We start from the raw sequence: 14,537 nt of genomic DNA on the forward strand, positions 1-14,537 counted from the left end.
TTTCTCGGGTTCAGGCGCTGAGCATGACCTGGCCGCCCGTGACAGGCACGGCCTGGCCAGTTTCATAGGCCTGTTCGACGATGTAGTAGATGGCGCGCAGCACGTCGATGCCGGTGGTGCCGCGGCGCATCGGCACCTTGGCCTCGTAGAACGCCCGCACGTCCTCGATCGTTGTCGCACCGGGTACCTTCCCGGATTTGAGGTACTGCACAAACAATCCCCGGTCAGGGTCGGACCACAGCGGGCCGTCATAGAAGTTCCCGGGGCACACGGCGTTGACCTTGATTCCGTGTTCGACAAGTTCCAGCGCAAACGACTGCACCAGACCGATGCCACCAAACTTGGAGCCGGCGTAGGCGGCGTTCTTGTTGGAGCCGACAAGCCCGGATTTCGAATTAATCTGGATGATGTCGGTGAGCCACCCGGGCGCGGCCTCGTGCTGGCGCACCAGAAGACCGCCCAGGTGTTTGGTGACGAGGAAGAACGCGACGTAGTTGATGTCAGTAGAAAGCCTGAAAGCGGAGGCATCCTGTTCCAGCACAGATCCGGCGCGCACGACCCCGGCGTTGGAGATCACCAGATCGAGCCCGCCCGCGACCCGCTCCACCTCGGCGACCATCGCGGCGACGGATTCCTCGTCGGCGACGTTCACTGTGATGGGGTGGGTGAGGTCCGCTCCGAGCTCCGCACACTTGGCGGCGGCCCCGTCGCCGTTGAGGTCGGCGATGAAAACGAAACACCCCTGGTCGACAAGGCCCTTGGCGATTTCCGCGCCGAAACCCTGCGCGCCGCCGGTGACCAGGGCGACGCGACCGCTGATCTCGCGTTCACCGCGCGGGGTGGCGGTGACCTCGTAGGTCTCCTCCTCCAGCCGTACCACCACGGGCAGTGAGACGTCGGCGGGGATGGTGGTCTCGTCGAGGACGATGGTGGCCTCGGCGTCGCTGGGGCGCACCAGGACGGGGCGGTTCAGGGCGGTGAGGAACGCTCCCCTCACCTTCGGGGCATTGCTCATGATGGTCTCCCGGTTTCAGGTTTCACAGTCTGGGGGCGGTGGCGGCGAGTTCGGTGGCGTCGGCACCGTCTGCCAGGGCGCGGCCGAGGGGGGCGAACGCGGCGATGCGGGCGGCGAGCCGCTCTGGTCGTGGCCGGCCCTCGCCGAGGATGTGCAGCGACGGGTCGACGGAGGTCAGGGCCTCGTGGGCGACGAGCGCCCAGGTGGCCTCGTTGAGTGCCGCGAACCCGGGATCCCGCAACTCGGGACAAGTGAACGACTGCCGGGGCTGGTTGATGTCCACCCCGGAGATCTCGTACATGCCGTGGCGGGTGGCGAGGTCGTGGATGCGGCGCAGCTGCTGGGGTGTGTTGCGGGGTGGCATGTAGGTGACGGCCCGCAGTCCGCGGTCGGCCATGGCGTCGAACAGTTCGTCGAGGTAGTCGTCTTCGAACTTCTCGGCCTTCTTGTCGCCGGTCGGCGAGGCGGAGACATCACCGAGGTAGGCGTAGGTGGCGATCGCCCCGACGGAGTCGGCGAGGGCCACCACCTCCTCGGCGGTCGGGCATTCGTCGGCGGTGGGTTGGATGTAGATGCTGGCCAGGTATTCGGATTTCAGCACGCCCAACAGGTCGTAGGTCAGGTGCGGGTTGTCGGCATCGCCCAGGACGCCGGCGAGTTTCGCGGGGACGTCGATGCCCATGCCCTGTAGCCCCGCGACCAGGGCTTCACCGCGACCGAAACCGTCAATGAGGGCATCGGCCATGGCCGCCAAGAGGTGGCGTTCGGTGATGCCGCCACCGGTGGCGTACTGGGAGCGGGCCACCATGTCGGCCTGCGAGTCGAAGGGCGCCAGGCCGAGGCCGGTGAGGATGGAGTTCGCGGCTTCCGCCATCGCGAGGGTGCGTTCCAGCCGCGCTGCGCGCCGCGGGGCGAGCCACGCATCCACCTCCGCCCTGGCCGGGGCGGGGACTGCCTGCACGGTCATGTAGGCGATCCCCGCGGAGTCGGGGTTGTTGAGTTTCCTGGTGGCGAAGGGGCCGCCGGGGTCGAAGAAAGCGCGACACTCGAACCCCGTCACGCTGCCCATTCCGAGGATGCGGGTGGCCTCAGTCATCTCGGCGGCGGCAGCGATGGAGTCGTGATCGACGGAACCGACCACACGCAACCCGGCGCGCCTGGCGCCCAGGGCCGCACCGGAGGGGGTGTAGGGGCTGAAGGAATAGCAGGTGTGGATGTGGTTGTTGGATTCCACCACCCAGTCGGGGAAGGACTCCTGGTTGGCGACCACCCGCAACGCCGCCAGCCGTTCCTCAGGCGAGATCCCCGGGTCATTGATCTGATTCATGAGTTTCCTGTTCCTCCTCTTCCCCATCGCTTCCCCTCTTCCCCATCGCTTCCCCAGAACTCGTCGAGCCGGTTCTGCCTTTCTCGACGCTGGTTGAGCCGACCCGCGAACACCGGCTCAACCAACGTCGAAAGGTGGGGTCAGAGCCCTTCGCGGGTGCGGCGGGCCAGTTCGGCGGTGGTCTGGTTGCTGATGGTCACGTGACCCGGCAACGGCAAGATCCGCTCGTGAACCGCGTCAACCAGCCACTCGGGCTGCGGGAAGAACTCCTTCTCCAGCTCCGCCGCCGGGGTGATAGCGTTGCGCGACCCCACCACCGTGACGGGCGCATCGAGGTGATCGAACGCGATGCTCTGCACCTTGGCCGCGACGTCCTGCAGGAAGGAGCCACGCTCCACCGCATCGGAGCTGAGCAGCAGCCGACCGGTTTTCTTCACCGACTCGACCACCGGATCGAGGTTCAGCGGGGCGACGAACCGCAGATCGATGACCTCAGCCGACAGCCCGTACTTCGACTGCAGGATGTCGGCGGCCTCGAGGGCCCGGTACAAGGTGGCGCCGAGGGTGGCGATGGTCAGGTCCGAGCCCTCGCGGCAAACCACCGGTTCCCCTTCCGGAACCTCGTAGTAGCCCTCCGGGACACCACCGGGCTGGAACTCCTCGGCCTTGTCGTAGAGCAGCTGGGACTCGAAGAACACCACCGGGTCGGTGCCGCGCAGCGCCAGATTCATCATGCCCTTAGCGTCGTAGGGGGTGGCCGGGTAGTAGACCTTCAAACCGGGCATGTGTGCACACAGCGCCGACCAGTCCTGGGAGTGCTGGGCACCGTACTTGTTGCCGACGCTGACGCGGATCACCAGCGGCATCTCCAGCAGACCCGCGGACATCGCCTGCCATTTCGCGGCCTGGTTGAAGATCTCGTCACCCGCACGGCCCAGGAAGTCGCAGTACATCAGTTCCACCAGCGCACGACCGCCGGAGAGGGCGTAGCCGACACCGGCGCCGACGATCGCGGCCTCCGAGATGGGCGAGTTGAACAGGCGATGGTAGGGCAGCAGCTCCGTCAGGCCACGATAGACGGCAAACGCGCCACCCCAGTCGCGGTTCTCCTCACCCCACGCAGCGAGCGTCGGGTCGGTGGCGAAGCGGTGCGCCACGGCCTCGAAGATCGCATCGCGGTAGGCGAAGGCCTTGTTCTTGGAGACCGGTTTGCCGTTTTCGTCGCGGGCGGTACGGATCTTGTTCTTCAGCGCCTTGACGCGCGGGTTCTCGGCTAGCGGGGTGAGCAGCTGCGGTTCCTCTTCCGACAGCTTCTCCTTGGTGCCGTTGCTGTACATCACCGTGTCGATGAAGTCCATGTGCACGCGCGGGCTGAGGTCCTCATCGCGGGTCGCCAGGGCGATCACCTTGGTGAGGCGCTCGTCGAACCTCTGCTGAATGGCGTCCACGTCGGCCTGGGTGAGCACCTTGTTCTTGATCAGGTAGGCGGCGTAGTTCTTGAGGCCGTCGTGCTTCTCCCACAGCTCCACCTCCTCACGGGTGCGGTAGGAGGATGCGTCCGACGGGGAGTGCCCGGAGAAGCGGTAGGTGATGGTGTCGGTGAGCACCGGTCCGCGACCCGCGTCGAGGAGTTCACGTTTCCGGGCGACGGCGTCGGCGACGGCGAGCGGGTTGAGGCCGTCGACACGTTCGGCGTGCATGGCCTCCGGGTTCACGCCCATACCGACGCGCGCCAGGATGTCGTAGCCCATGGTTTCGCCGGAGGTCTGCCCACCCATGCCGTAGAAGTTGTTGAAGAAGTTGAACCAGATCGGCGGATTGCCCTCCACACCGTCCTTCCACAGGGTGCGGTACTGGTCCATGGCGGCCAGCATCATGGATTCCCAGACGGGGCCGCAGCCCATGGATGCGTCACCGATGTTCGCGATCACGATGCCTGCCCGGCGATTGATGCGCTTGAACAGCGCCGCTCCGGTGGCGATGTCCGCGGAGCCGCCGACGATGGCGTTGTTCGGCATGGAACCGAACGGGGTGAAGAAGGCGTGCATGGAACCGCCGAGGCCGCGGTTGAAACCGGCCTTGCGGGCGAACGTTTCGGCAACGGCACCGTAGAGGATGAAGTTCTCAGCGACATCGGCCAGGTCGTCGGCGGAGACCTGCTCGGCGAAGGAGAGGGTCTCGCCGTCCAGGAATTCCTTCATGATGCGTTCCAGGTCCGCGGCATCGAGTTTGCGGGAGGCGGAGAAACACTTGGCGAGGATCTCGCCGTGGCTGCGGTGGGATCCGAAGACGAAGTCATCGGCCCCGAGCTGCGAGGCCTGCCCCACCACGGCGGATTCCTGTCCGATGCTGAGGTGCGCGGGGCCGCGGTGGTTGTACTCCACACCGTTCCAGGCGCCGGTGGTCTTGATGGAATTGAGCATGGTCTCGAAAGAGCGCACGGCGATCATGTCGTGCAGGATGTCGATGAGCCCCTGCTTGCCGTAGCGTTTCAGTTCCGCCTTGAAGTTGGGTTCGTAGGCGTTGACGGGGATCTCGGGCGCCGTGATGACGCCCTTGGCACGCACGTTCGTCGGATCGACGATGAGTGAGCGGGTCATAGTTTTGTTGTCTCTTTTCCTTGTCGATCAGGCCTTGGCCGCCCAGGCGGCCTCGCGGATCAGTTCACTGACTGTGGGATGGGGGAAGACGAGCTGACGCAGGTCGGTGAGGTCCAGTTCGGTTTCCAGCACGGCGGAGGCGCCCCAGATCATCTCGGCCGCATAGCTGCCCAGCACATGAATGCCCAGCACCTGGCGGGTCTCGGCGTCGAGGATGAGTTTGGCCAGTCCCGGGGCCTGGAGACCGTTCTCGGCCACGAACCGACCGGACATGTAGCCGGGGACGCTCGCGGTGATAACGTCGCGGCCCGCCTTCCTGGCCGCGGTCTCGGTGAGTCCGATGCCGGCGCACTCGGGGGCGGTGTAGACAGCCCACGGGACGGTGTGCCAGCGCATCACCTCGCCGCGGCGGTGGGCCTCGGGGTCGAGGATGTTGGCGGCGGCCACCTCGCCCATGCGGTAGGCGGCGTGGGCCAGCAGGCTGCGACCAGTGACGTCCCCGATCGCCCACACGTTCGGCAGGTTGGTGCGCATCCGGTCATCAACGACCACTCCGCGACCGGAGTACTCCAGGCCGGTGTTCTCTGCACCCCAGCCGTCGACTGCGGGCCTGCGCCCGACGGCCATCAACACGTAGTCGGCCTCGACGCTCTCCTCGGCGCCGTCGGCGGTGGTCCAGTTCACCTTTCCACCGTCGATGGATGTGACCCGGCAGCCAAGTTTGAAGGTGACGTCCTTCAGGGCCTTGCGGAGCTGCGCGGCCACGTCGTCGTCGGCGAAGGGGACGATCTCGGGCAGCATCTCGATGACGGTGACCTGCGTTCCGAGCATGGAGTACAGCGAGGCGAACTCCACCCCGATGACGCCGCCGCCGATCACGGCCAGGCGTTCCGGAATCTCCGGCAACGAGAGGGCGCCGGTGGAGTCGATGACCAACGGGTTGTCCTTGGCGCCGGGGATGGGAGGCATCACGGGCACCGATCCGGTGGCGAGGATCACGTGGGTGGCGGTGTGGGTGGTGCCGTCGACGGTGACCTTCCCGGGGCCGTCGAAGGTGCCGTGGCCGTGCACGACGGTGACCCCGGCCTTCTTCTCGGTGGCGGCGACCCCGCCAACGAGGGTGGAGACCACCTTGTCCTTCCATTTCTGCAGGGCGGACCAGTCGACATGGGCGCCGTCGATCTTCACCCCGAACTGGGCTCCGTGACGGGCGTGGTCGTAGGTCTTGGCAGCCCCGAGAAGGGTTTTGGTGGGGATGCACCCCACGTTCAGGCAGGTGCCGCCCAACGAGGCGGCCTCGACGAGGAGCACCTTCTTCCCCGCGTGGCCGAGCCGCTCGGCGGCGATGTAGCCGCCGGGGCCGCCGCCCAGCACGATGACGTCATGGTCGGTCATTGTTCGTCCTCTCAGCTCAGGGCGGCCAGTTCGATGTTCTCGAGGAAGGCCACGAGGTCCTGCAGGAAACGGGCCGCGTCGGCGCCGTCGATGACCCGGTGGTCGGCGGTCAGCGACAACCCGATGCGCTGCTCGACGCGGACCTTGCCCTTCTCATCCGCGTAGGCGCGCGGGAAGATGGCGTCGACGCCGAGGATCGCGGTCTGGGGCACGTTCAGCAGCGGGGTGAAGTGTTCGATGCCGAAACCACCCAGATTGGAGACGGTGAAGGTGGCCCCGCCCAGCAGGTCGGGGCTGATGCTGCCCTCGATGGCCTGCGTGGCGAGGTCCTTGCAGATCGCGGAGAATTGGCCGAGGCTGAGCTGCGAGGCGTTGCGCACCGTCGGGACGAGGAGGCCGCGCGGGGTGTCGCAGGCAAAACCGAGGTGGACCCGCTCGAAGGTGGTCAGCACGCCGTCCTCGAGGTGGGCGTTGTGGGCGGGGTGCTTGGCGGCGGTCCTGACGGCTGCGAATCCGACGAGGTCGCCGATGGTCACCTTGTTCAGGCCGAGCGCCGGGTCGGAGTTCTTCAGCTTCTTGCGCATGTCGAGGAGACCCTGGGCCCGCGCGGTAGTGGTGTAGGTGAGCTGCGCGGAGCTGGCCAGGGAGTGCATCATCCGCTCGGAGATCACCTTGCGGATACCCTTCAGCGGGGTGCTTGTGCTGGGTCCGGGGAAGTCCGGGTCGGCTCCCACGACCGCCCCGGGGGCCGGTGTCGGCTCGTGGGTCCCCCCTGCCGGTGCGGCGGGGGCGGCGAGGTCGGCCTGGCTGACGCGGCCGCCAAGCCCGGTGCCCTCACCCGCGACCGCTCCGGCCCGGGCCGCCGCCCTGGTGGTGGTCTCGGCGACGGCGGCAACGTCGCGTGCGATCACGCGACCTCCGGGGCCGGTGCCCGCGGGAACGGTCGCGATGTCGATGCCCTCTGCGGCGGCCAGGTTACGGGCACGCGGACTGGAACCGCGGCCATCACCGGCCACGGAAGTGCTGGTGGACGCCTGCACCGCGGGCTCGGCGCCCGCGACGGCGGTGTGTTCGGGGGTCTCCTCCTGCGCGGCGCCGAAATCCACCTCCGCGAGCACGGGAGCGGGATCCTCACCGGGTTCCCCGACCACGAGGAGGGGCTGCATGACGGGGACATCGTCGCCCTCGGCCCACAGCAGCTTCAGTACGGTTCCGGACGCGGTGCTGGGCACCTCCATGGAGGCTTTGTCGGTCTCCACCTCACAGAGGATGCCGTTCTCGGCAATGGTGTCGCCCTCCTTGACCAGCCAGGACACGATGAGACAGGACTCGACGCTGTTCCCGAGGGCCGGCATGACTATGACGGTTGCCATTTGGTTTCTCCTAGACGATGCGAACGTTGGTGTGTTCCTTGAGGGCCTCCACGGCATCGTCGGGGAGACCGGAGTCGGTGATGATGCCCGTGATGGCATCCAGCGGTAGGAAGGAGACGAACCCCGCCTGCCCGAACTTGCTGGAATCGGCCACCAGCCAGGTCTGTTCGGCACGCTCCCGCATGGTGGTGGCCACCTGAGCGCCCTCGACGAAACGCGTCGTCAACCCGCGTTCCGGAGAGAAACCGTCGGTGCCGAGGAAGGCGATTCGGGTATTGAAATCGGCAATAGCGCGCTCCGCGAGGGGGCCGACGAGGGATTCCGACTCCGGTCGGAACACCCCACCCGCGAGGATGATGTTCAACGCAGGATTGGCGCGAGCATTGTTGAACACCAGCGTCGAGTTGGTGACGATCTGCACCCCTCGCCTGTTGGTCAGGTGCCGGGCGATCAACGCCGCAGTGGTGCCGGCCTCGATCATGACGGTGTCGTCGTCGCTGATCAGCTCTGCCGCGGCCTGTGCGATCTTCTCCTTGGCCTCCACGTTGACCTGCTGCCGCTGCAGGATTCCTTGAAGAGTGATGGGCCGCGCCCCGCCACGGGTGCGCACCAGCATGCCCTGTTGTTCAAGGGTGCGCAGATGGCCGCGAATGGTCACCTCGGAGACCCCGAAGTCGCTGGCCAGGCCGGAGACGCTCAGCCGACCATCGTCGGCCAGCTTTGCGAGGATCGCGCTCTCGCGTTCTGTGCGTTCCACCGCCATCGCTAGACCCTTCCGTTTACTTACGAAACCCTTTCGCAAGACCTACGATACCCGATCGTTTCTAGCCGTCAAGAAGCAGTAACGCAGATCGCCTACACCCTTGTCCACCCCCACACACCTCCCGACAACGACGAACATCGGAACCCACCCCCGCTCGCCGCGAATCAATAAAGCCTCACCGCACGCGAAGGAAAACCCTCAACCCCACCCGAATCCACCCATCCTCAGGAAAGCAGCACTGCACGCAGGGAAAAACACTCAGGACACCCTCTAAACGCTCGGTGATTCGACTGCTCCACTACACGCGAGGAGAAAGCGCCTCACAATAAGTTACATGCACGAAAGTTAATTCACCGCCCCTTCAAGCATCCTCTGACTATGGGTTTACCGAGCGATACCCGATCGCGAACAAGCCTCACGCCTGAAGAAACGGTCTGCAGCACGCGCGAGAAACACTCACCCCAGCCCATACACCCGGCACGCTGAATAACCGAGAGGATGACAAAACCGCAATGTAAACCCGAAAGCCCCTCAATCCTTCAGACACCCTCCTCCAATACACAAGATCCGGGGCGCATGAGGTATGCTCGCGACCGGCAAAAGTTAACTACACCCACCCCTCACAACCCGAAGTTTCCCAAGGCGATATCAAACAACAACTTCACCAGGAGGCTCTGTGTCCTCGCCACGCCGTCCCCGGCGCCGCCGATCAAAAGTTGATTTATCAACTGTCAATGCCAACACCGAACTAGCACTTGTCGACGACCTCGCTCCTGAGGAGCGTCGAGCCTCGACCTCGGGTCGCTACTCCCCGACCCTGCTCCTGGTGGCCCTGCTCGCCTCGATTGGTGTGTTCGCCTATACGGCTTTCATCCTCACCCCCGCTTTCAGGGGTGATCTCATTCCTTGGCTCATCGTCATGACATGCGAGCTGATTCTCATTTTCCAGGCTTCCATGGCCCTGTGGACGATGCTCTCGGGCTATGGCCGCCAACCCAGCTACAGATTCCAAACTGCCCAGGCCAAGCTGTTCAACCCGCAGCTCAACGCCCGCATGAGGATCACCGCCGACCCCACGAAGTGGCCCATGTACCTGAATGATCGCCAGGTCGACGTGGATGTGCTCATCACGGTCTACGGCGAACCACTGGATGTCATCGAGACCACCGCCCGGGCAGCCATGGCTATGCACGGCCGCCACATCACGTGGATTCTGGACGATGGAGATTCCGACGAGGTACGCGACTTGGCCAAGAGCCTTGGCTGCCGCTACGTGCGTCGCCTAGGCAGCTCCGGCGCGAAGGCGGGCAACATCAACAACGCGCTGTCCGTCGCCAAAGCTGAGTTCTTCGTCATTTTTGATGCCGATTTCGTCGCCAAACCCGATTTTCTCTACGAGACGGTCCCATTCATGGAGGACTCGAACGTGGCCTTCGTGCAGACCCCTCAGGTCTACGGCAACCTCAACAACATCGTCTCCCGTGGCGCGGGCTTCATCCAAATGGTCTTTTACCGCTTCATCCAGCCGGGCCGCAACGAGTTCAACGCCGCTTTCTGCGTTGGCACCAACGTGTTGTTCCGCCGCGTCGCGGTCAAGGACATCGGCGGGATCTACACCCAGTCCAAGTCTGAGGACATCTGGACCTCCATCCTCATGCACGAGAGAGGCTGGCGCTCGATCTTCCAGCCCAAGGAACTCGCCATCGGCGACACCCCCGACACCATCGAGTCCTACAGCAAACAGCAGCTCCGGTGGGCCACCGGCGGGTTCGAGATCCTGTTCACGCACAACCCCCTCAGCCCACGTCGGCGTCTCCGCATGGACCAGCGAATCATGTACTTCGCGACATGCACCTTCTATTTCACGGGTATAGCCCCAGGCCTTCTCATGCTGGTCCCGATCCTGGAGGTTTTCTTCGATCTACGCCCCGTGACGCTGGCAGTCAAATGGTACGAATGGGCCCTGTTCTACCCCGGCTTCTATGGCATGCAGATATTGCTGGCGGCGGTGATCGCAGGTACCTTCCGCTGGGAGGTCCTCCTGCTGGCAGCGAACTCTTTCCCGATTTACATCAAGGCTTTCTTCAACGCCTTGCTCAAAGTGGACACGAAGTGGTCGGTAACCGGCGCGACCGGCGGCAAGGCATCGGCCTTCAACTTCATGATGGTGCAGGTCTGGGCATTCGTTTTCATGCTTGGAACCTCCATCGTCTCGATCTATCGGGACTACTCCATGGGACACGTCAACATCGCCACGTTCTGGTGTCTTTTGAACACCTTCTTCCTTGGCGCTTTCGTCGTGACGGCCTTCTTGGAGAACCGGCAGAGGAAGCGGGAGCAAAATCTGGATGACACCCAACCCAAGCGCGAGCTGGCACCATCCGGCCCCCTCGGTCCTGACAAGCAGCTGGTTTCGGAGGCCAAGCACCCCGAGGCCTTGGATGCAGAAGCCATTCTGGACGCCCAGGTAGCCAAGGGCGCCCTTGCCGAGAACCCCGAACTTCCCAACCGAAAGGGCTGACCCGTGTCCTTCCTGAATCGTCTCAAACTCTTCCTCGGTATCGTCCTGGTCATCCTCGTCCTCGGCGTTCTGACCTTGCTGTTCAACCAACGACAAAACCAGGTGACCAGCATCGCGGCCCGCGTCGAGGCCCCTCGCACGGTGATAGCCTCCCCGTACTCCGGTGTGGTCAAGGAGCATTACAAGAATCCCGGTGATTCCGTGTCGACTGGCGAAAAACTCTTCACCATCAACAGCAACCTGAACGACATGATAAAGCTCGGGATAAATCCCACCAGCACCGATGCCTACACAGTGGAAATAGACTCCGGGACCGTCACCTTCAAGGCCACCGTCGACGGCTACCTGGACAATTTCACGGCAGTCAAGGGCAGTTATGTCAACAGCAACGAGCGCTTGGCGGAGATCGTCGCCAGCACGAACAAGACCGTGGTGGCGACGTTCCAGCTCAATCCCTCCGACTACGGGCGAATTGAACACGACGCTCCGGTTGCCATTCACCTGCCGGACGGCCAGCGCGTGGAGGGGCAGGTCATGGGCGTCAACATCGGCACTGATGAGGAGACGAAGAAGACCATCACCGAGGTTACGGTCTCCAGCGACAGACTCCAGGAGGAGGATCTCACGCTGCTCACCCGCCGCAACACACCCGTCACCGCAGTCATGAGCCTGCGCGACGACGGGATTCTGGCCGGCCCCACACAGACGTTGCGGGAGTTCCTCGTGAAGATCGGTCTGCGGTGAAACGCTACCTCAAGTATCTCCTGGCCCTGATCTGCCTGATCGCGATCATCCTGCTGATCAGCAGATGCTTGGGCGAGCCTTCACCCAAGCCTCCGACACCGACACCGACGGGCAAACCGACGAGTGAGATGTCCGGCGAGGCCACCGCCCTGGATGCAGTGGATCAGCGCCAGGGCAAGGATCTCGACCCCGCCCGACTCGCTGAAGATCTCGTGCCACCCACCAACCGATGGTTCTCCGGGATGGTCTTCGGCCCCGAATCCCTGCCGGTGTATCCCCTACCGCTGAGTTTCCAGCTGAAGGCCACCGGGTTCGATTTCGGGCTGCCGGAGGTGAAATCCACTGAAAAAACCCTGTTCGGTGGCCACCGGCCCGAGGTCTCCGTAACCCTGCCGGGTGTTGAGGGCTGGCAGGTGGTGGCCTACGACACGGTCACCGTCGTCGCGGAGGCGCGGGACGCATCTGGGCCCGTGGGCCGTGTCACGCTGGCCCAGGGTTCCCCCCAGATCACCTTCACCGCATCGAGGTCGGTGACCCTGGAAACCTCCCCGCTGCCCGACCACTTCGCCCTGACCCCCGACCCCGGTTCCGGGGCCTCCCAGCTGCAGCTCGCCGAGGGACAGGCAGCGACGTGGGTCGCCGTCCCCGACGGGATGTCGAAGGCGGACCTGCTCGACAAGATCCACCCCGTGACGTCGTCCGAGGCGTCGTGGCAGGTCAGCGATGACAAGGTCTCCACAACCATCGGATGGCACACCGCCGATGGGGCCCCCACCCTGGTGTCCGCCATGCCCCATCAAACTGCGGACGCCGCCCAGGATTGCCAGCTGGGAACCTACAAGAGCGTCTACGGCACACTCCAGCTGTGCCTGACGTCGTCGGTGACCTGGAACACCCCGAAACAGCCGGCGCCGGCGACCTACGACCTGGGCGGCCTGGACGAAACCGCCCGCACGAAACTCATCACACACCTCGAGGCGGACGTGCAGGGCCTTCCGGCCTATCCCGCCGACACCTACTTCGCCGGGAAGGCAATGGCCCGGGATGCCCAGCTCATGCACCTGGCGAAAACGCTGGGGCGCGATGACCTGGCGGCAACGGTCCGCAACCGGCTGGTGCCCGAGCTGAAGACGTGGCTGAACCCGGCGGGATGCGCTGATTCGAAGGCCGACCGTTGTTTCTTCTACGACCAGACAAATCACGGCATGGTCGGCCTGGTGTCCACCTTCGGCAGCGACGAGTTCAACGACCACCACTTCCACTACGGCTACTTCCTGCACGCGGCGGCCCTCGTCGCCATGGACGACCCGAGCCTGCTCCCAGAGTTGTCACCGGTCGCAACCCTTCTGGCCTCTGACATCGCCCGCCCGATGGGCTCGGAGAATTTCCCCGCCATGCGCGTCTACGACGTCTACGCCTCCCACTCATGGGCCTCCGGCACCTCACCGTTCGCCGACGCCAACAACCAGGAATCCACCAGTGAAGCCGTTGCGGCCTGGATGGGACTTCGCCTCTGGGCAGAAACCAGCGGCGATCAGGCCTTGGCCGACCAGGCCACCTGGATGCAGTCCAGCGAGGCCGATGCTGCCTTGAAATACTGGTTGAACTTCAACGTCGACGATCCACTCTACGCACCGCTCGACCACAGCTACCTGCCCTTGAACTTTGGCGGCAAGCGTGATTTCGCCACATGGTTCTCCGCTGATCCGGAAGCCGGTCTTGCCATCCAGGTTCTCCCCGTGACCCCAGCCTCAACCTATCTCGGGGTGGACCGCACCAGGGTGGCGACCAACGTCGACGAGGCTTTGACCGCCGACACCTTCAACCGCACCTACGGGGACCTGTTGCTGGCCTACTGGGCCCTATCCGGACCGGATGCCCGGAAACAGGCGATCGACCTGGCAGAGACGGTTCCCATTGACGACGGATTCTCTCGCTCCCTTCTGCTGGCCTGGCTGTATGCCCTGAAGGAGTGAGAGGTGTGGTCACACAGCGCTGCTGAACAGTGGATGCAGCGGTGACGGGCCGGCGTTAGGGTGTGCGCCATGGACATCCTGTTCGACACGGCCAATCTCGACGACATCGAGCGGCTCACCCCGATCTACCCCGTCACCGGTGTGACCACCAACCCCACGATCCTCAAGGCCGAGGGCAGGGTTGACTTCTACGAGCACTTCCGCCGGATCCGCGAGATCATCGGCCCCGACCGCACCCTGCATGTCCAGGTTCTCGCGAAGGACACCCGCGGCATGATCGATGACGCCCACAAACTGCTGGACAGGATTGACGACAAGGTCTACCCCAAGATCCCCACCACGGAGGCCGGCATCGCTGCCATGCGACATCTGAAGGCCGAGGGGGTCAGGGTGACCGCTACCGCGATCTACTCCAAGACCCAGGGATTCCTGGCAATCGCGACCGGGGTCGACTATCTGGCGCCCTACTACAACCGGATGCAGTCGCTCGACATCGACACCCGCGGCACCCTGGAGGCCCTCGCCGGTTTCATCCGTCGGTTCGACGCCCCCAGCAAGATCATGGCGGCGAGCTTCAAAAATGTCTCCCAGGTCTCCCACGCTCTCGAAGCGGGCGCCGATGCTGTGACGCTGTCACCGAAGTTGCTGCGCGTCGCCCTGTCGGCGCCGGGAATCGAGGCCGCAGTCGACACCTTCATAGACGACTGGGAGAAGGTCTACGGCACCCGATCGCTGCCCGACTGAGATCGTCACGACCGCCCCGACGAGGAATCCCCCTGGTTTTCCGTTTCCCCGGAAACACCGCCCTCGTGTTGGTAGCGTG

Annotated in this window: 10 protein-coding genes; 4 read left to right on the forward strand and 6 right to left on the reverse strand. The window is 64.5% G+C overall.

Going from position 1 to position 14,537, the window contains the following annotated elements:
* Window positions 1-10: 10 nt before the first annotated feature.
* From V7R84_RS06470 to V7R84_RS06495, 6 genes are all read right to left on the reverse strand, one after another.
* Window positions 11-1,015 carry an SDR family NAD(P)-dependent oxidoreductase gene (locus V7R84_RS06470; protein WP_338573273.1) on the reverse strand — a complete coding sequence of 335 codons (1,005 nt, stop codon included), beginning with the start codon at window positions 1,013-1,015 and terminating at the stop codon, window positions 11-13.
* A gap of 22 nt (window positions 1,016-1,037) precedes the next feature.
* Entirely contained in the window at window positions 1,038-2,342 is a 1,305-nt protein-coding gene (locus V7R84_RS06475) for a PHP domain-containing protein (protein WP_338573275.1), read from the reverse strand.
* Between the two features lie 140 nt (window positions 2,343-2,482).
* The gene (locus tag V7R84_RS06480; protein WP_338573277.1) at window positions 2,483-4,942 is read right to left on the reverse strand and encodes a thiamine pyrophosphate-dependent enzyme; all 2,460 of its coding nucleotides are present in this window, start codon (window positions 4,940-4,942) and stop codon (window positions 2,483-2,485) included.
* 27 nt (window positions 4,943-4,969) lie between these two features.
* Complete coding sequence (lpdA, locus tag V7R84_RS06485; protein WP_338573279.1) at window positions 4,970-6,337, reverse strand: dihydrolipoyl dehydrogenase; 1,368 nt, start codon at window positions 6,335-6,337, stop codon at window positions 4,970-4,972.
* A gap of 11 nt (window positions 6,338-6,348) precedes the next feature.
* The gene (locus V7R84_RS06490; RefSeq protein ID WP_338573281.1) at window positions 6,349-7,710 is read right to left on the reverse strand and encodes a dihydrolipoamide acetyltransferase family protein; all 1,362 of its coding nucleotides are present in this window, start codon (window positions 7,708-7,710) and stop codon (window positions 6,349-6,351) included.
* 10 nt (window positions 7,711-7,720) lie between these two features.
* On the reverse strand, window positions 7,721-8,473 hold the full coding sequence (locus tag V7R84_RS06495) for a DeoR/GlpR family DNA-binding transcription regulator (protein ID WP_338573283.1): 753 nt from the start codon (window positions 8,471-8,473) through the stop codon (window positions 7,721-7,723).
* Between the two features lie 676 nt (window positions 8,474-9,149).
* On the opposite strand from V7R84_RS06495, the gene V7R84_RS06500 reads away from it, so the two are divergent.
* From V7R84_RS06500 to V7R84_RS06515, 4 genes are all read left to right on the forward strand, one after another.
* Window positions 9,150-10,994: a glycosyltransferase family 2 protein gene (locus tag V7R84_RS06500; RefSeq protein ID WP_338573286.1), complete on the forward strand. Its 1,845-nt coding sequence runs from the start codon at window positions 9,150-9,152 to the stop codon at window positions 10,992-10,994.
* 3 nt (window positions 10,995-10,997) lie between these two features.
* The gene (locus tag V7R84_RS06505; protein WP_338573289.1) at window positions 10,998-11,738 is read left to right on the forward strand and encodes an HlyD family efflux transporter periplasmic adaptor subunit; all 741 of its coding nucleotides are present in this window, start codon (window positions 10,998-11,000) and stop codon (window positions 11,736-11,738) included.
* Complete coding sequence (locus V7R84_RS06510) at window positions 11,735-13,714, forward strand: glycosyl hydrolase (protein WP_338573292.1); 1,980 nt, start codon at window positions 11,735-11,737, stop codon at window positions 13,712-13,714. Before V7R84_RS06505 ends, V7R84_RS06510 begins: the two co-directional genes overlap by 4 nt.
* A 69-nt stretch (window positions 13,715-13,783) precedes the next feature.
* Entirely contained in the window at window positions 13,784-14,458 is a 675-nt protein-coding gene (locus V7R84_RS06515) for a fructose-6-phosphate aldolase (RefSeq protein WP_338573294.1), read from the forward strand.
* The last annotated feature ends 79 nt before the right edge of the window (window positions 14,459-14,537 follow it).

Source organism: Arachnia propionica (assembly GCF_037055325.1).
In the GTDB taxonomy this organism is placed as follows: domain Bacteria; phylum Actinomycetota; class Actinomycetes; order Propionibacteriales; family Propionibacteriaceae; genus Arachnia.